Here is an 18,187-nt window from a genome sequence, read left to right on the forward strand (position 1 = left end):
GCATGGCAACGATTCTTCTGTCCGCCGCCGGGGCGGCCATCGGTGGCGCGGTCGGCGGCTCGGTTCTCGGCATCTCGTCGGTGGCGCTGGGGCGCTTCGCGGGCGCGGTGATCGGGCGGTCGATCGACCAGCGGTTGCTGGGGCAGGGTTCGGAGGTGATCGAGACCGGGCGCGTCAACCGGTTGCGGCTGACCGGGTCGGGCGAGGGCGACGCCATCGCGCAGGTCTATGGCCGGATGCGCGTGGGCGGGCAGGTGATCTGGGCTACCGAATTCCGCGAAACGGTGACTGTCACGCCGGGGCAAAGCGGAGGCGGCAAGGGCAGTCCACGTCCCGCCACCCCCACTGTGCGGGAGTTTCGCTATTCGGTGAGCCTGGCCATCGCGCTTTGCGAGGGCGAGATCACGAATGTCGCCCGTGTCTGGGCCGATGGCACCGAGATCGCGCCCGACAGCCTGAACATGCGCGTGTATCCGGGCAGTCGCGATCAGCTTCCCGATCCGGTGATCGAGGCCGTGGAAGGGGCGGGCAGCGTGCCCGCTTATCGCGGCACTGCCTACGTGGTGATTGAGGAGCTGGACCTCACACCGTTCGGCACCCGTGTGCCGCAATTCAGCTTCGAGGTCTGCCGGCCTGCACAGATCGAAACCCCCGGCGCCGATCTCGATCCGGTCCATAGCCTGAGCGGGGTGGCCATGTTGCCGGGCACCGGCGAATACGCCCTCGCCACGACCCCGGTGACGCTTGATTTCGGATTCGGCTCCAAGCAGGTGGCCAATATCAGTACGCCCGGCGCGCGCACCGATTTCACCGTGTCGCTTGAGGCGCTAAACGCCGAATTGCCCCGCGTGCAGGCAACCTCGCTGATCGTGAGCTGGTTTGGCGATGATCTGCGCTGCGGCTCTTGCCAGATCCGTCCGCTGGTGGAGACACGGGATTTCGATGCCGCCAACATGCCGTGGACGGTATCGAGCCTGACGCGCGACGCGGCGGACGAAGTGCCCAAGGACGCCGGAGGCCGTGTGGTCTATGGAGGCACGCCCTCGGACCAGGCGGTGATAGAGGCGATCCTCGCGCTGCGGCAGGCGGGGCAGGAGGTGCTTTACTATCCGTTTATCCTTATGACGCAGATGCCGGGCAACACCCTGCCTGACCCGTGGAGCGATGCGGAAACGCAGGCGGTACTGCCGTGGCGGGGGCGGATCACCACGTCGAAGGCACCGGGGCAGCCGGCCAGCCCGGACGGGACGGCGACGGCGGAGAACGAGGTTGCGGCGTTCTTTGGCACGGCCTCGGCAGCGGAGTTCACCGTGACGCCGATCGAGGTGGTACCGGTAGAGGCGCCGGGCACGGGCGCGCTCGACCTGCTGAGTTTCGGCGGAGAGGTCAAGGCGAGCCCGGTCGCCTATCACGGCCCCGACGAATGGACCTTTCGCCGCTTCATCCTGCACCAGGCGGCGCTCTGCGCGGCGGCGGGGGGCGTCGAGAGCTTCTGCATCGGCTCGGAAATGCGCGGCCTGACGCAGATCAGGGGCGCGGGAAACAGCTTTCCGGCGGTGACGCAGCTCGTTGATCTGGCGGCGGAAGTGCGCGCGCTGCTGGGGCCGGAGGTAAAGATCAGTTATGCCGCCGACTGGTCCGAATATTTCGGGTATCAGCCGGGGAATGGCGACCGGTTCTTTCATCTCGATCCGCTCTGGGCCGATGACAATATCGACTTCATCGGGATCGACAATTACATGCCGCTGTCGGATTGGCGGGAGGGGTGTGAGCACCTTGACGCCGAGGCGTGGCCGTCGATCTACGACCTTGGCTACCTGCAATCCAATATCGAGGGCGGCGAGGGGTATGACTGGTTTTATCCGTCGCCCGAGGCACGCGCAGCACAAAGGCGGGTGCCGATCACCGACGATGCCTATGACGAGCCTTGGATCTGGCGGTTAAAGGACCTGCGCAACTGGTGGGCCAACCGGCATTTCGACCGGGTGGACGGTGTGCGCGCGCCCGAGCCGAGCGCATGGGTGCCGGAGTCTAAGCCCATCCGCTTTACCGAGTATGGCTGCGCGGCGGTGGACAAGGGCACCAACCAGCCCAACAAGTTTCTCGATCCGAAATCCTCGGAATCGCGCTTGCCCCGCCATTCGACGGGGCAGCGGGACGAGCTGATACAGATGCAGTATCTGCGCGCGATGGCGGGCTATTGGCGCGATCCGGCGCACAACCCGGTCTCGCAGGAATACGGGGGGCCGATGCTCGACATGGATCGGGCCTATGTCTGGGCTTGGGACGCCCGGCCATATCCGTGGTTTCCGGCCAATGGTACGCTGTGGTCCGATGGCGACAATTACGCCCGTGGGCACTGGATCACGGGCCGGGTGAGCGGGCGCCGGTTGGCCGAGGTGATCGACGAGATCACGGGCCGCGCGGGGCTTGCGCCGCCCGACAGCGCACCGGCCACCGGCTTCGTGCGGGGCTATACCGTGGACGAGGTCGGCCCGGCGCGTGCATCGCTTCAGCCGCTCTTGCTGGCCTATGGCGCGGACGCGGTGGAGCGCGATGGCAGTCTGGGCTTTCGTGTGCGCAACGGGCGGGCGGATTTTGCCGCCGTCTATGACCGGCTGGTGCGCGACCCCGAGCTTGGCGGTATAATCGAGGAAACGCGCGGTAGTGACCTGGAACTGGCGGGCCGCGTGCGGCTTCGTTTCGTCGAGGCAGACGGTGATTATGAAGCGGTGGCCGAGGAGGCGATCCTGCCAGACGAGGCAACGCACGCGGTCGCGATGTCGGAGTTGTCGCTGTCGCTGACCCGCGCCGAGGGGCGTCAGGTGGTGGAGCGGTGGCTGTCGGAGGCGCGGCTGTCGGTCGATACGCTGCGCCTGTCGTTGCCGCCCTCGGAAATCACGGTCGGGGCGGGGGATGTGATCGCGTTGCCCGATGCGGAGGGCGGCGGGCGGTTCCGCATCGACCGGGCCGAGCAGATGGGCGGGATGCAGCGCATCGAGGCCACGCGCACCGATCCAGAGAGCTTTCGGCCCATCCTATTGAGCGAGATATCCGCGCGCATCACGCCGTTCGTGGCGCCTGCGCCGGTGACGCCGCTGTTCCTCGATCTGCCGCTCATGACCGGCGAGGAGGTGCCGCACGCGCCGCACCTCGCGGTGATCGCCGATCCGTGGCCGGGGACGGTGGCGCTCTATTCCGCGGACGAGGATGCCAATTACACGCTCGACACGCTCGTCGCCGCGCAGGCGACGGTGGGGGTGACAGAGACATCGCTCATCCCCGCCGCGCCGGGGCGAATCGACCGGGGCGCGGGTCTCTTCGTTCAGATGCGCCACGGCACGCTGGAGAGCGTGAGCGACCTGGCGTTCCTGAACGGGGGTAATCTGTGTGCCATCGGCGACGGCACGCCCGACGGTTGGGAGCTTTTCCAGTTTCGCGATGCCGAACTGGTAGCGCCCGAGACCTATATCCTGCGCCATCGGTTGCGCGGACAGTTGGGAACCGAGGGGGCAGGGACGTGGCCGATAGGATCCATCGTGGTGCGAATGGATGGTATTCCGCGCCAGATCGGGCTCAAGGAGGCGCAGCGCGGACAGGCGCGGCATTACCGGATCGGGCCGGGGGGGCGTCCGGTGGACGATCCCAGTTTCGGTCACGCGGTGCTGGCCTTTGACGGATTGGGCTTGCGCCCTTTCGCGCCCGTGCACCTGCGTGTGGCCGAGGCGGCGGGCGACCTGCGCGTCACATGGGTGCGGCGAACGCGGATCGGCGGCGACAGGTGGGAGACGCCCGAGGTGCCGCTGGGCGAGGAGAGCGAGACTTACGTGGTGCGCGTGCGACGCGGGGCGCAGGTGTTGCGCGAGGTGACGGTGTCCGAGCCGGGATGGACCTACCCCGCCGGCGCCCGCGTCGAGGATGGGCCGGACGCGGGCAAGCGGATCGAGGTGGCGCAGGTCTCGGCAAGTTTCGGGCCGGGGCGGTTCGCGGTGCGCGCGTTGTGAGCAGCCCCGGGGGCCTCAGCGCCCCCGGATGCGCGGGTCGAGCGCGTCGCGCAGCCCGTCGCCCATGTAGTTGATCGCCAGCACCGTGAGCGAGATCGCGAGGCCGGGCCAGAACACCCGCTCGGGATAGTCCTGCAGGTATTGCGTCGCGTCGTTCAACAGCCGTCCCCATGTCGGGAAGTCGGGCGGAAACCCGAGGCCGAGGAAGGAAAGCGCGCTCTCGGTGATGATCGCGTTGGCGATGCCCAGCGTCGCCGAGACCATGATCGGCGACATAACGTTGGGCAGGATGTGCCGGGTAATCAGGTTGAAATTCGTTGTCCCGATGGAGCGCGCGGCGAGGATGAACTCTCGCTCCTTCAATGCCAGCACGTCGCCGCGCACGATCCGCGCCGTGGGCATCCAGCTTGTCACGCCGATGGCCACCACGATCAGGATAAAGATGCCCTTCTCGGGGCCGAACGTACTGTTGAGCGCCTCGCGAAACAGCAGCACCATCACCAGGAGAAGCGGCAAGAGGGGCAGCGACAGGAACAGGTCGGTGAAGCGCATCAGCGGCCCGTCGAGACGGCGGAAAAACCCCGCGAGAACCCCGATGAGCGAGCCCAGAACCAGCGCCAGAAGCATCGCCGTCAACCCCACCGAGATCGACGTCTGCCCGCCCGCCATCATGCGCGCCAGCGTGTCGCGGCCAAGCTGGTCGGTGCCGAACGGATGCGCGAGGCTGGGTCCCTGGTTGCGCGCGCGGATGTCGATGAAGGTGGCATCGTAGGGCCAGAGATATGGTCCGATGAATACCGCGAGGATGATGAACAACAGCACGATGCCACCCGCGAGCGCGCCGCGATGGGTCTTGAACTGGTCCCAGACATCGCGCCAATGGCTGCGCGGCGGCGCGGTGGGGCCCTCGTCGGCCAGCGCGGCGATGGGCTTTGGATCGGGGCTCTCAGTCATAACGGATCCTTGGGTCGAGCACGCCATAGAGCACGTCGGCGACGATGTTGAACATGACGATCAGCACCGCGATCATGAAGGTCACGGTCTGCACCATCGGCAGGTCATTGGCCTGGATGGCGGTGATGAGAAGCTGGCCGAGCCCGTTCACCTTGAAAATCTGCTCGGTGATGATCGCCCCGCCGAAGATGTAGGGAACGCCGAGTGCGATCACCGTGATGACCGGGATCATCGAGTTGCGCAGCACATGCACCATCACCACGGTCCATTCCGACAGCCCCTTGGCGCGGGCGGTGCGCACGTAGTCCTGGTTGAGATTGTCGAGCATCGAGGCGCGCATGAAGCGGCTGATTTGTGCCGTGGTTTGCAGGGCCAGCACCATAACCGGCATGACCATCTGCATCAGCTGCAGCTTGAATGTTTCCCAGCCCACCACCTCCAGCGTGGTGTCGTAGATCGACGGTAGCCAGCCAAGCTGCACCGAGAATATCACGATCACCAGCACACCAGAGAAGAACGGCGGCACCGAATAGCCTACCATGGTGACAAAGGTGCCCGCCTGATCGAACAGCGAATACTGCCGGTAGGCAGAATAGATGCCGATGGGCAAGGCAATCAGGATGCCCACCACGTAGGACATCGCCACCACCCACAGCGTCTGCGGCATGCGCTGCACGATCACGTCCATCACCGGTGAGCGAAACTGCCAGCTCAGCACGCGCTGCTGGCCCTCGGCCAGCGCCGTGCCCAGGAGGTGATCCGTGAAGATCATCGGTTCGACCACGAAGAACTGCCACATCCACTTGCCAAAGCGGATATGCGTCGGTTCGCCAAGGCCCAATGCTTCACGCATCCGTTCCTTGACCTCGGGCGGCACGGTGAGCGGCACCTGCGCCATCGGGTCGCCGGGGGCGAGCTCCAGCAGCAGGAAGATCACGAGGCTGATGAACAGCAGCGTCGGGATCGATAGCACGAGCCGTCGGATCGTATAGGTCAGCATTCGCGGCGCCTCAACGGGGTATCTTGGGACAAGTGGGGCCGGGCAAATGCCCGGCCCCTATCCGGCGCGAACCGGATCACTCCTTGATGCGGTACCAGTCGGCTGCGTTCCACAGCTCGGTATCCCAGGTGTTCATCACCACACCGCCGAGCGTGTTGGATTTGGCCGAAACGCGGCCACGATGGACCAGCGGGATGATCACATTGCTGTCCCTGGTGAGCATGTTGTTGGCTTCGATGGCGATTTCCCCGCGCTTCGACAGTTCTGCGGTGCCGCCCAGCTCCTTGATGAGCGCATCGTATTCCGGGTCGCAATACCGGTTGATGTTCTCGCCCTGCCATTGCGTCGCGGGGCGCGGAATTTTCTCGCAGGTGCGCGACGCCAGGTAGCTCTGCGGGTCGGTGCCGTCGAAGTTGTTGGCATACATCTCGACATCGGCGTAGAACTTGACGAAGGTGTCGGGACTGCCCGGATCACCGCCGAAAAAGACGCTCGCATTGATATTGCGCAGCTCGGTCTCGACGCCGATCTCGCCCCACCACTGCTTGATGAGCGCCTGGAAATCCTGGCGCACGGCGTTGGTCGAAGTCTGGTAGAGGACGGACAGCTTCATTCCATCCTTCTCGCGCACGCCGTCGCCGTCACTGTCGGTCCAGCCCGCTTCTTCCAGAAGCGCCTTGGCCCCCTCGATGTCCTGCTCGAGGCAATGGGTGTTATTTGCGGCATAGATCTCGGGGGCGGGCACCCAGTCACAGGTCGGCTTGCCCGCCTTGCCGTATCCGATCTCGGTGAGCAATACGCGGTCGATGGCCATGGACAGCGCCTTGCGCACTGCCGGGTCGGTCAGGAACGGGTGCGGATGCTTGGTGGTGGCGCGTTCGCCATCGGGCAGGTCAGTCGAGGGATCGGTGAGGTTCATTTCGAGCCTCTCGACCAGAGTGCCGAAGGCTGCGATCGCTTCGCCTTGGCCTGCCTCTTCCATGTTGGCGATCACGTCGGGGGCAAGCTGCAGGTTCCAGGCGTAGTCGAATTCGCCGGTCTCCAGCACCGCACGGCCCGCCGAGGTGGCATCGCCGCCGCCCTTGAAGGTCATAGTGGCAAAGGCGGGCTTGTCGGGATCGCGATAGTTCTCGTTGGCCGAGAGCGAGATCACGTCATTGGGGCGGAACTCATCGACCACGAAGGGCCCGGTGCCGATGGGATGGAAATTTTCATCGGCGCATTCCGAGGCGCGCGCGCCGGTGCACTCGGCATATTGTGCGGCCTGGATGATTGGCGATGTCCCGCCGGTGAAAGGACCATACGGGTTGGGCTGCGGTCCGTCGAAATGCACGGTCACGGTCAGGTCATCGACCACCTCGACCTCGGACACGCCTTCGAACTTGGCGAGCTGCGCGCAGCCGCCCTCGGGGTTCATGCAGTACTCGGCAGTGAATTTCACGTCCTTCGCGGTGAAGGGCGTGCCGTCCGACCATTTCATTCCCGGCTTGATCTTCCAGGTGATCGACTTGAGGTCCTCGGCCACGCCGCCGTTCTCGACGGTGGGAATACCGTCGGACAGATAGGGTACCAACTCGCCCTTTTCGTTATAGCGCGCGAGCGGCTCGATCACGAGGCTCGCGGCCTCGCGCTCCTTGGTGCCGCCGGTCAGATAGGGGTTCATGATCGACGGCGCCTGCCAGTAGATCAGGTTCACGTGGCCGTCCGAGCCGCGTTCGGCCATCGCCATCGAGGCGAGACCGACGAGTGCGGTCGCGCCCAAGAGAATCGGTTTGAGGGTCATAACGGTGCGTTTCCTCCGCTGTTGCGATGGCTCTGCGGCCATCTGTGGTTCCGTTTTGTCGGGGTAGCCGGGAGAGCGTTGCCCGTCCCGGCCCCAACCGGTTCGGCCATCACAGACTGGATTGCGTCAAAAAGCAAGAGCGCGGGCGTCAATGGAACGCACTTGCGGTTCGCTTTCGTTCGGCGTTTGACAGTCTGCCGCGCTTGTGCGTAGCGTTTGGGCTTGGGCGATATGCAAAGCGAGGCGCGTCATGCTCGACAAACCGCTGGCGAGGATCGAGAATCTCCGCGTCGAATTCGAGACCCGCGACGGTCGCGTCGTGGGCGTCGAGGACGTGTCCTTTTCCGTCGATCCGGGCGAGACGGTCTGCGTCGTGGGCGAATCGGGATCGGGCAAATCGGTCTCGTCGCTGTCGCTGATGCGACTCATCGAATATGACGGCGGCACCATCGCGGGTGGGCGGATGCTGTTCGACCGCAAGGAAGGTGGCGAGATCGACCTCGCGAAAACCGACCAGAGCCTGATGCGCACCATCCGCGGCAACGAGATCGGCATGATCTTTCAGGAGCCGATGACCGCGCTCAACCCGGTCTTTACCGTGGGTCGGCAGCTCTCCGAGGGGCTGCGCGTGCATCGCGGCATGGACAAGGCGCAGGCGCGTGCCCGCGCGCTGGAATTGCTGCGCGAGGTCCGCATCCCCGAGCCGGAACGGCGGCTCAACCAGTATCCGCACGAGTTGTCGGGGGGCATGCGCCAGCGGGTTGTGATTGCCATGGCGCTGGCCTGCAAGCCGCGACTCTTGATCGCGGACGAGCCCACCACCGCGCTCGATGTCACCATCCAGGCGGAAATTCTGGCCCTCATGGACCGCTTGAAGCGCGAGACGGGCACCGCCGTCATCTTCATCACCCACGACATGTCCGTGGTCGCGCAGATGGCCGATCGCGTGGTCGTGATGTTCCGCGGCAACAAGGTCGAGGAGGGCCCGGTCGAGGAGATTTTCGAAGCACCCCAGCACGAGTACACCCGCGCGCTGCTGGCCGCTGTCCCGAAGCTCGGCGAGATGCGCGGCAAGGCCTGGCCCGAGCCGATGAAGCTCTTGGGCACCGAGGGGCAGGAGATCAAGCCGATCAAGGGCAGCGACGAGATGCTGCTCACGGTCAAGGGGCTGACCACGCGCTTTCCCGTCACCGGTGGCTTCTTTCGCCGCACGGTGGCCAATGTCCACGCGGTCGAGGACCTGTCGTTCACGCTCAAGAAGGGGCGCACGCTCAGCCTCGTGGGCGAGTCGGGCTGCGGAAAGTCCACCGCCGGGCGCTCGATCCTGCGGCTGGTCGAGCCGATGGCGGGCGAGGTGGTCTTGGATGGCACCGACATCATGTCGCTGCATTCCCGCGACCTGCGCCGCGCACGGGTGGACATGCAGATGATTTTCCAGGACCCGTTCGCCAGCCTCAACCCGCAGATGAAGCTCGCCGCGCAAGTGGCTGAGCCGATGAAGAATTATGGCCTCGTCAGCCAGTCGGAGATGGAGGACCGGGTGGCGATGCTGTTCGACCGGGTGGAACTGCCGCGCTCGTTCCTGCGTCGCTTCCCGCACGAGCTGTCGGGCGGCCAGCGGCAGCGCGTGGCCATCGCCCGGGCGCTGGCGCTCAATCCCAAGCTGATAGTTTCCGACGAGGCGGTGAGTGCGCTCGACGTGAGCGTGCAGGCGCAGGTGATCAACCTGATGATGGAATTGCAGGCCGATCTCGGCCTCGGTTACCTGTTCATCAGCCACGACATGGCGGTGGTCGAGCGTGTCAGCCACGATGTGGGCGTGATGTACCTGGGCCGCATCGTCGAGATGGGCCCCCGCGCCGCCGTGTTCGAAAACCCGCAACACCCCTATACGCAGGCGCTGATGAAGGCCGTGCCGATCGCCGACCCGCGCAAGCGCAAGTCGGAAAAGGATCTCAATTTCAAGCCGATCCCGTCGCCGATCCACCCCGTCGGGCACGAGCCGGGGCCATCGGTCTACAAAGAGGTCGATCCTGGCCATTTCGTGCTGACCTCCGACAGCGGGTACTAAGCATGGAACACCTTTCGCCCGAGGCGATCATGGCCCGGCTGGTGGGTTTTCCCACGGTCAGCCGCGACAGCAACCTCGAACTCGTGGACTGGGTCGAGGACTACCTCGCCGGGCATGGCATCACGGCGCATCGCCACCCCGACGAGACCGGGCAGAAGGCCGCGCTTTTTGCCCATGCCGGGCCGCCGGTCGAGGGCGGTGTGGTGCTGTCGGGGCACACCGACGTGGTGCCGGTGGACGGGCAGGCGTGGAGCACCGACCCCTTCACCGTGACCGAGCGCGAGGGCAAGTATTTCGGGCGCGGCTGCGCCGACATGAAGGGGTTTGACGCGCTCGCCATCTGGGCGCTGGTCGAGGCGCACCGCCGCGGCGTCAACCGCCCGTTGCAACTGGCACTCAGCTATGACGAGGAGGTGGGTTGCATCGGCGCGCCACCGATGATCGCGGCGATGCAGGGCGTGGTGCCGCGCGCCGATCTGGCCATCATCGGCGAGCCCACTACCATGCAGGCGGTGACCGGCCACAAGGGGGGGCTGGGCTATGACGTGCATGTTCAGGGCTACGAGGTGCATTCCTCGCTTATGCACAGGGGCGTCAATGCGATCATGGCCGCCGCCCCGCTGATCGACTGGGCCAACCGCATGAACGCCGAGAATCGCGCGAAACGACCCTCTGACCTCGCCGCCATGTTCGAGCCCCCCTGGACAACACTGCACGTGGGGCAGATCGAGGGTGGCACCGCGCATAACATCACCGCCAAGAACTGCCGTTTCGGCATGGATTTCCGCGTGGTGCCGGGCGAGGACCCCGAGGAATGGGGCGCGCGGTTCATTGAGGAGGTGCGCGCCGCCGAGGCGGCGATGCAGGCGGTCCGCCCCGAGACCCGGATCGACGCGCGGCGAAAATTCACCGTACCGGGCCTGCGCCCCGAGGAGGGCGGTGTCGCCGAGGCGCTGATCCGGCAGGTCACCGGCGACAATGCCTCACACGTGGTCAGCTATGGCACCGAGGCGGGACAGTTCCAGGCGGCAGGCTATTCGGCGGCGATCTGCGGGCCGGGTGACATCGCGCAGGCGCACCAGCCGGACGAGTTCATCACGCGCGCGCAGTTCGAGGCCGGACATGGCCTCATGCGCAGCCTCGTGGACCGGCTCGCGGCGGGGTGAGGTCGCGGCCCCTTGCCGCCGCCCGCGCTTTGGTCCAACCTCCGCGCATTCCCAAACCCGCGAACAGGAGAGGCTCATGCCCATCAGGAACCGCTTTGCCGAGTTGCACGACGAAATCACCGCCTGGCGACGCGACATCCACCAGAACCCCGAGATTCTCTACGAAACCCATCGCACCAGCGCGCTGGTGGCCGACAAGCTCAAGGAGTTCGGCTGCGACGAGGTGGTAACCGGCATCGGCCGCACCGGCGTGGTCGGCGTGATTCGCGGCAAATCCACCGGATCGGGCAAGGTGATCGGCCTGCGCGCTGACATGGACGCGCTGCCTATCCACGAGGCCACCGGGGTGGAATATGCCAGCAAAACCCCCGGTGCGATGCATGCCTGCGGCCACGACGGGCACACCGCGATGCTGCTCGGCGCGGCGCGCTACCTTGCCGAGACGCGCAATTTCGACGGCACCGCCGTGGTGATCTTCCAGCCCGCCGAAGAGGGCGGCGGCGGCGGCAAGGAAATGTGCGACGACGGGATGATGGAACGCTTTGGCATCCAGGAGGTCTACGGGATGCACAACTGGCCGGGCAAACCGGTGGGCAGCTTCGCGATACGTCCCGGTGCCTTCTTTGCCGCCACCGACCAGTTCGACATCGAGGTGACGGGCCGCGGCGGTCACGCCGCCAAGCCGCACGAGACGGTCGATCCCACGGTGATGACCGCGCATCTGGTCACGATGCTGCAGACCATCGCCAGCCGCAACGCCGACCCGGTGGACCAGGTGGTTGTGTCGGTCACCTCGTTCCAGACCTCTTCGAACGCGTTCAACGTGATCCCCGCCTCGGTGCATCTCAGGGGCACGGTGCGCACCATGAGCACCGCCATGCGCGACCTGGCCGAGACGCGCATCCGCGCGCTGTGCGAGCATGTGACCGCGGGCTTTGGCGGCAGCGCCGAGGTGACCTATCACCGCGGCTACCCGGTCATGGTCAACCACGAGGACCAGACCGATTTTGCCGCCTCGGTGGCGGCGAAGATCGCGGGTGCCTGCGACGAGGCCCCGCTGGTGATGGGCGGCGAGGATTTCGCCTTCATGCTAGAGGAGCGCCCCGGTGCCTATATCCTCGTGGGCAACGGCGATACGGCGATGGTTCACAACCCCGAGTACAATTTCAACGACGAGGCCATTCCCGCTGGCTGTAGCTGGTGGGCGGGCATCGTTGAGGAGCGGATGCCGGCCTGAGCGGGCGGAACCGGGACCGAGCATTTATGGAAAGATGAAGCCGGGGCGGGGGATTCTCCCGCCCCGGTCGCGTTCAGTCGCCGAAAACCCGGGCAAAGATCGTGTCCACGTGCTTGGTGTGATAGCCCAAGTCAAACTTTTCTTCGATCTGCGCCGGGCTGAGCGCCGCCGTAACCTCCGGATCGCCAAGCAGTTCGGCCTTGAAATCGACGCCCGTCTCCCAGACCTTGAGTGCGTTGCGCTGCACGAGGCGGTAGGCGTCCTCACGGCTGACGCCCGCCTGCGTGAGCGCCAGCAGAACGCGCTGGCTCATCACCAGGCCGGGGAAGCGGTTCATGTTGCGGTTCATGTTCTCGGGATAGACGATCAGCTTGTCGATGACATTGGTCAGGCGGGCGAGGGCGAAATCGAGGGTCACGGTGGCATCAGGCCCGATCATGCGTTCGACCGAAGAATGCGAAATGTCGCGCTCGTGCCAGAGCGCCACGTTTTCCATCGCCGGAATGACCATCGAGCGCACCATGCGCGCAAGCCCCGTCAGGTTCTCGGTCAGCACCGGGTTCTTCTTGTGCGGCATGGCCGAAGAGCCCTTCTGCCCCATCGAGAAGAACTCGGCCGCCTCCAGCACCTCGGTGCGCTGCATGTGGCGGATTTCCACGGCCACGTTCTCGACCGAGGAGGCCACCACGCCGAGGGCGGCAAAGAACGCCGCGTGCCGGTCACGCGGGATCACCTGTGTGCTGATCGGTTCAGGGCTCAGGCCAAGCTGCGCGCAGACATGCTCCTCGACCGCCGGGTCGATATTGGCAAAGGTGCCGACCGCGCCCGAAATCGCGCCGGTGGCGATCTCGTCGCGCGCGGTACGCAGGCGGGCGAGGTTGCGGTCCATCTCGGCGTAGAAGCGGGCAAAGGTCAGGCCCATCGTCGTCGGCTCGGCATGGATGCCGTGGCTGCGCCCGATGCGAATCGTGTCCTTGTGCTCAAAAGCGCGGCGCTTGAGCGCGCCAAGCAGCGCCTCCGTGTCCGCGATCAGGATATCGGCGGCGCGGGTGAGCTGGATGTTGAAGCAGGTATCGAGCACGTCCGAGCTTGTCATGCCCTGATGTACGAAGCGCGCCTCGTCGCTACCCACATGTTCCGCGAGGTGGGTGAGAAACGCGATCACGTCGTGGCGCGTCTCGGCCTCGATCTCGTCGATGCGGGCGACGTCGAATTCCATGTCCTTCGCCTTCCACACGGCCTCGGCATTCTCGCGCGGGATCACGCCGAGATTTGCCATTGCGTCGCAGGCATGGGCCTCGATCTCGTACCAGATGCGGAATTTGGTGGCGGGTTCCCAGATGGCGGTCATCTCGGGGCGGGAATATCGCGGGATCATCTTGTCGTCCTCAATCGGATGGGGTGGTATCGGTCTCGGCGCGCTTGTAGAGCCAAGGGCAGGGCGCGGCAAGGCGGGGCGCGATGACGGTACGGCGATTGCAGGATTTCGAGGGGGCGTGGGCGTTCGAGCGCCGGATCACCCATGCCGGGGGGCAAGAGGCCGTGGTGACGGGCTGTGCCATCTGGACGCGGGACGGAACCGGGCTCGAATATGTCGAAACCGGCGAGATGCGCTTGACGGGTGCGGCCCCGATGCGGGTGGAGCGGCGCTATCGCTGGGAGGAGGGACCGCGCGCGTATTTCGCGGATGGCCGATTCTTTCACGACGTGCCGCCCGAGGGTGGCGAGACGCGCCATTGGTGCGATCCCGATCAGTATGACGGCGCCTATGATTTCAGTCGCTGGCCGGAATTCACCGTCACCTGGGCGGTGCGCGGCCCGCGCAAGGACTATCGCATGATGACGATCTACACCCCGGAGGACAGATGACCACGATCCTGCAACAGAGCCTGCCGCGTGAAATGGCGGAGCGCCGCCCGCTACCCGGTATCGCGCCGCTCGACCCGGCGACATGGCTTCGCGTGGACGAGGCATTCGCCGCGCAGATGGCGGAGCGGGCGCGGCTTCTGACCGGGCAGCGCGAAGATGTGATCGCCGTCACCGAGGGGGCCGGTCCGGCGATGGACGAGCTTTTGCAGTTCGTGCTGGATTGGTTGGCCGCGCACGGCGATGGCTACGACATTTCCGCAAGGGAGGTGCGGCGGCCCGATGGCGTCACGGTGCCCCTCGATCGCGCCGACCCGATGGGCACGCTGGGCCACCTGGTGCAGGAGGACCTGTGCCTGATGGAAAAGCGCGGGGAGGAGCATGTGCTCACCGCCGCGGTGCTGTGCTTTCCGGCAAGCTGGCGGCTGGCGGAAAAGATTGGCCGCCCGCTCACCGCGATCCACGTCCCGGTGCCCGAGTATGACGCCGGCCTCGCGCGGCGCGTGCAGCGGCTCTTTGACGGGGTGCAGCCGGGGCGGCCCCTGTGGCGGTTCAACGCGCTCAACTATGTCGATCCGGTGCTGCACCAGCCGCGCTCGCGCGTGCAGCCGAGCGAGACCGCGGACCTGCCCTACCTGCGCTCCGAGCGGCAATGCGTGCTGCGCCTGCCACGCACGCGCGCCTGCGTGTTCTCGATCCACACCTACGTCTTGGCGCGGTAGGGGGCGCGACCGATCGCGCCCCCTTTCATGACTCAGGCTGCGGCGAGCACCACGTGGGGCTGCCCGTCGGACGTCCTGGCCAGTGTGCGTCCAGCGTCATTCACGATGCAGTTGATTTGCCGCCGGTACGAACTGAACCAGTCGGAGCGCACCACATCGACGGGCCGGTCGAAGACGATGGTCAGATGCTGATGGCCACCGATGGCCTCCCGCACCGCCTTGATCCGCCCGGTAAAGCCCTGGCCCAGATAGCGGCCCGAGACGGCCTGTCCCACCTGCCAGCGCGGCGCTGGCGCATTGCCGAGCGCTGCCGAGAGCGTATTCCAGTCGCGAAAGCCCCATTGCCGCGAGATCGTTTCAAGCGCTGCGCTGTGACTGAGGGCGGTGCCCTGATCGGCCAGAGTGGCACGCAGGCGCCTGGCGTGATCCTTGAGTGCGGTTCGATTCGGAAGTGTCGTGTTGGTCATGGTTTCTGTCCTGCGGGTCGCGTCGACGGGACGATGTTCGCATTGTCATCCGGTTCGTGACCCAAGGTCAGAAAACGGGAAAATATCTCACAGAACTTCACCAAGGGCGCGCGGCCTCGCGAACGGCGGGGGCCTGCGCCCCATGATGGTGCGACGTAGGGACTGGCACCCGCGCTGTCAACGGGGTGCAACAGCTTCGTATCGGGGAGCCGGGGCCTCAGCCGCTGATAAGCGGCTGAGCCTCGCGCAGGGCGGTGTAGGCGAGCAGGGCGGCCCCCACGGGTGGTGCGTGCAGGAACAGAGTCATTCCCAGCGTCACCACCGTCAGGCGCAGCGGTTGCGACGGGATCGCGGGCAGGGCCTCGGGCTCGACCGCGTCGCGCTGCCACCCGCCCTCGCGCGCCTCGACACGCTTGCGGTGACCGGTCTCGATGTCCTCGGGCCGCAGCCGAGGCGCGGTCGCTCCCAGCAGGTCAAATGTCCGGTCCAGCAGCGCCGTGCCGACCGCCTGCGCGGACGGGCCGCGCAAAAGCGCATCATAGGGCAGGTAGCTGCCCACCCGCTCCAGCGCGCGCTCCAGCAGCACGCCGTAGGCGCCCGGGTCGAAGCCGGTGCCGAGGCGCTTTTTCCGCGGCGGCGGGCCAATGGCGATGACGAGGTAATGCGGTCGATCCTTGCGCTCCGGCGGCAGCCAGCCAAGCGCGATGCGCACGCATTCACGGTCGATGAGCGCGATGTCTTCGCCGTCCCATGTCAGGCGGCGCACCTGCGTGGCCAACCCGTGCGAGGCGATGTCAAACTCCTCGACGATGTCGGGAAATTCCATCCCCGGCGGGCCGTGATATTCCAGTGCGGCGATTTCGCCGTATGTCTGCCTGCTCATGATTTGCCTCTCGGCTTGCTCCTGTCTTGAAGCGGATGGAAACCATATGCACCGTTTACACCTATCTCTCCGTCTCTTCGCACACATCCCGCCCGTCACGCTTGGCCCCGTTCCGGGCTGCGAGCCGTCTCAGTCCCGGTCGATCTGTGCCGCCATGATGGCGATCGCCTTCTGATACACACCGGCGGCGTTCCATTCCTGGATCACCGCGAAATTCGGCTCGCCCTCCTGATAACCCTTGCCCGGCTGCCAGCCCTTGGCGCGCAGGTAATTGGCGGTCGAGGCCATGGCGTCGGCGAGGTCATAGAAATCCACCCGCCCGTCACCATCGCCATCCACGCCATAACGCAGCGCGTTTCCGGGCAGGAACTGGGTATGACCCAGTTCGCCATGCCGGGCCCCCCGCGTCTCGGGGGTGATCGCGCCCCGGTCCACCAGTTTCAGGGCACCGATGGCATGGGGACGGAAGAAATCCGACCGGCGGCAATCATAGGTCAGCGTGACGATGGCCGAGACCACCGAACTGTCGCCCATGAAGCGGCCGAATCCCGTCTCCATCCCGTGGATCGCGATCAGCACGCCGGCGGGCACGCCATAATGCCGCTCGAGCGATTCGTAGAAGGCCGCGTTGCGTGCCAGCCGCTTGCGGCCCTGCGCCACGATGACCGACGCGCCGCGGATTTCCATGAACTTGTCGAAGCTGTAGCGAAAGCTCTTCTGATTGCGGTCGGCGGCGATGGTGGATCGCGCATAGGTGGCCCCGCGCAGCGCCTCTATCCCGCGCTGATCGACACCCGCGTTGGCGGCTTGTCGTGCGAAATCGCGTTTCCACGCCTCGAAGCCCTGCGCACTGTTGCCGCATTCGGCAGCCCATGCCGTCCCGGTGCCGATTAGCAGCGTGGCAGTCCAAAGGCCCAAGGCCGCGAGGCGCGGCGCGGCGGCTGTCGGCTTGCCTTGCATCGTCACTCTCCCCCTCGGTGCACACACGGTGCCACCATACCGCGCCACTGCGGTGGGACAAGGCCCCTCGCGGGTGCGGCTGCGGGGCGCGCGCGTGTCATCCGCCCAGGGCCACGATCAGGTTGGCCGCCTGTGCGATCTGCCCATGCGTGGCCAGCACCATGAACGTGCCGGTCAGCGCTGCCGTCTGCGAGGCGAGGCGCATATTCTCGCCACGCAGCAGGTTGACGACCGTGAGCGCCGCGGCGACCGGCAGGGCGAAGAGACCGATGGCAAAGGTCAACATCCAGACGCTGAGCCGCAACGGCGCGGTCGGTTCGCGGATATCGTCGGGCTGCGACATGGCCTCGACCTCTGCCGGGTCGGGGTCGCGAAACGCGGCGCGCAGCGCATCGAGTCGCTCTTCTTCGCTCCGGTCGCGGCCAAAGCCGGGCATCTGTGCGCGCAATTGTGCATAGGCTGTCTCGACATCGGGCAGCCGCTTGCGGCGGCGGTCGGTCGCTGCGGGCGCGGGGCGCACCGGCGCGGGCATCGCGGCGGTGTTGGCCACGGCTGTGCGGAACTCGGCCCGCGTCAGCACTGCGCGTGGGTCGGTCCATTGCACGTAATCGGGCACAAGCGTCGCTTGAAGCCCGGCGAGCAGATGCGCGATCAGCGTCTCGGAGGACGTCTGCGCGCGCGCTTCTTCATCCGCCCCGCGTCCAAGGCTCAGCTCGAGGATATGCGCCGGGTTGGTGTCGATTCGCGGCAGTGGCCGACCCTCGGTGATCCGCACCCGGCAGACAAGCCCGCGCGCGCGCACCGTTGCCTGCGTGTCGCTTTCGCAGCGCCGTTCCTCCACCCGCTCGCCCAGACGGTCAAGCGCGTCGGCAATGCCGCAGGTGATCGCGGCAATATCAAAGGACTTCTTACCCAAGAACACTAGTCCTGCCTGAACCTTTTGCATTGTATCGGTCATGGTGGCACCCGTCGGTTGCTGTTCAGCCATCTAACTGGCAGGAAATATGGCAACCAGTTTGTTTCAAATGCGGATACATTTAGGCAAATTGTCCGGAATGGGCATATTGGCGCGCA

General features: G+C 65.9%; 14 protein-coding genes. 6 read left to right on the forward strand and 8 right to left on the reverse strand.

Features of this window, described 5'->3' with window-relative positions:
* Positions 1 to 2 precede the first annotated feature (2 nt).
* Positions 3 to 4,004, forward strand: coding sequence for a baseplate multidomain protein megatron (locus tag AC13D8_RS16755; RefSeq protein ID WP_482969778.1), 4,002 nt, complete (start codon positions 3 to 5; stop codon positions 4,002 to 4,004).
* Positions 4,005 to 4,019: 15 nt separating this feature from the next.
* Here the strand turns inward: AC13D8_RS16755 and AC13D8_RS16760 are convergent, their stop codons facing one another.
* From AC13D8_RS16760 to AC13D8_RS16770, 3 genes are all read right to left on the reverse strand, one after another.
* Complete coding sequence (locus tag AC13D8_RS16760; protein WP_241691079.1) at positions 4,020 to 4,958, reverse strand: ABC transporter permease; 939 nt, start codon at positions 4,956 to 4,958, stop codon at positions 4,020 to 4,022.
* Complete coding sequence (locus tag AC13D8_RS16765) at positions 4,951 to 5,958, reverse strand: ABC transporter permease (protein ID WP_482969779.1); 1,008 nt, start codon at positions 5,956 to 5,958, stop codon at positions 4,951 to 4,953. Before AC13D8_RS16765 ends, AC13D8_RS16760 begins: the two co-directional genes overlap by 8 nt.
* Positions 5,959 to 6,034: 76 nt before the next feature.
* Complete coding sequence (locus AC13D8_RS16770; RefSeq protein WP_482969780.1) at positions 6,035 to 7,741, reverse strand: peptide ABC transporter substrate-binding protein; 1,707 nt, start codon at positions 7,739 to 7,741, stop codon at positions 6,035 to 6,037.
* 250 nt (positions 7,742 to 7,991) lie between these two features.
* On the opposite strand from AC13D8_RS16770, the gene AC13D8_RS16775 reads away from it, so the two are divergent.
* From AC13D8_RS16775 to AC13D8_RS16785, 3 genes are all read left to right on the forward strand, one after another.
* Positions 7,992 to 9,812 (forward strand): ABC transporter ATP-binding protein, encoded by a 1,821-nt coding sequence (locus tag AC13D8_RS16775; protein ID WP_482969781.1) that lies wholly within the window; start codon positions 7,992 to 7,994, stop codon positions 9,810 to 9,812.
* A 2-nt stretch (positions 9,813 to 9,814) separates the two neighbouring features.
* Positions 9,815 to 10,978, forward strand: a complete 1,164-nt coding sequence (argE, locus tag AC13D8_RS16780) for an acetylornithine deacetylase (protein ID WP_482969782.1) — start codon at positions 9,815 to 9,817, stop codon at positions 10,976 to 10,978.
* Between the two features lie 76 nt (positions 10,979 to 11,054).
* A complete protein-coding gene (locus AC13D8_RS16785; RefSeq protein WP_482969783.1) occupies positions 11,055 to 12,215 on the forward strand; it encodes a M20 aminoacylase family protein in 1,161 nt (386 codons plus the stop codon).
* 73 nt (positions 12,216 to 12,288) lie between these two features.
* Here AC13D8_RS16785 and purB read toward each other — a convergent pair whose 3' ends face one another.
* Entirely contained in the window at positions 12,289 to 13,593 is a 1,305-nt protein-coding gene (gene purB / locus AC13D8_RS16790; RefSeq protein WP_482969784.1) for an adenylosuccinate lyase, read from the reverse strand.
* Between the two features lie 83 nt (positions 13,594 to 13,676).
* Here purB and AC13D8_RS16795 point away from each other — a divergent pair, with 83 nt between their 5' ends.
* Positions 13,677 to 14,084: a DUF6314 family protein gene (locus AC13D8_RS16795; protein ID WP_482969785.1), complete on the forward strand. Its 408-nt coding sequence runs from the start codon at positions 13,677 to 13,679 to the stop codon at positions 14,082 to 14,084.
* Positions 14,081 to 14,803 carry a heme-dependent oxidative N-demethylase family protein gene (locus AC13D8_RS16800; protein ID WP_482969786.1) on the forward strand — a complete coding sequence of 241 codons (723 nt, stop codon included), beginning with the start codon at positions 14,081 to 14,083 and terminating at the stop codon, positions 14,801 to 14,803. Before AC13D8_RS16795 ends, AC13D8_RS16800 begins: the two co-directional genes overlap by 4 nt.
* A 32-nt stretch (positions 14,804 to 14,835) precedes the next feature.
* Here AC13D8_RS16800 and AC13D8_RS16805 read toward each other — a convergent pair whose 3' ends face one another.
* The 4 genes from AC13D8_RS16805 to AC13D8_RS16820 all read right to left on the reverse strand — a co-directional run bounded on the left by AC13D8_RS16805 (position 14,836) and on the right by AC13D8_RS16820 (position 18,101).
* Positions 14,836 to 15,270 carry a glyoxalase superfamily protein gene (locus tag AC13D8_RS16805; RefSeq protein ID WP_482969787.1) on the reverse strand — a complete coding sequence of 145 codons (435 nt, stop codon included), beginning with the start codon at positions 15,268 to 15,270 and terminating at the stop codon, positions 14,836 to 14,838.
* 217 nt (positions 15,271 to 15,487) lie between these two features.
* On the reverse strand, positions 15,488 to 16,153 hold the full coding sequence (locus AC13D8_RS16810) for a hypothetical protein (protein WP_129432081.1): 666 nt from the start codon (positions 16,151 to 16,153) through the stop codon (positions 15,488 to 15,490).
* Between the two features lie 129 nt (positions 16,154 to 16,282).
* The gene (locus AC13D8_RS16815) at positions 16,283 to 17,113 is read right to left on the reverse strand and encodes a lytic murein transglycosylase (protein ID WP_482969788.1); all 831 of its coding nucleotides are present in this window, start codon (positions 17,111 to 17,113) and stop codon (positions 16,283 to 16,285) included.
* 97 nt (positions 17,114 to 17,210) lie between these two features.
* On the reverse strand, positions 17,211 to 18,101 hold the full coding sequence (locus AC13D8_RS16820; RefSeq protein ID WP_482969789.1) for a hypothetical protein: 891 nt from the start codon (positions 18,099 to 18,101) through the stop codon (positions 17,211 to 17,213).
* Positions 18,102 to 18,187: the final 86 nt, after the last annotated feature.

Source organism: Roseovarius sp. B-10, assembly GCF_056859295.1.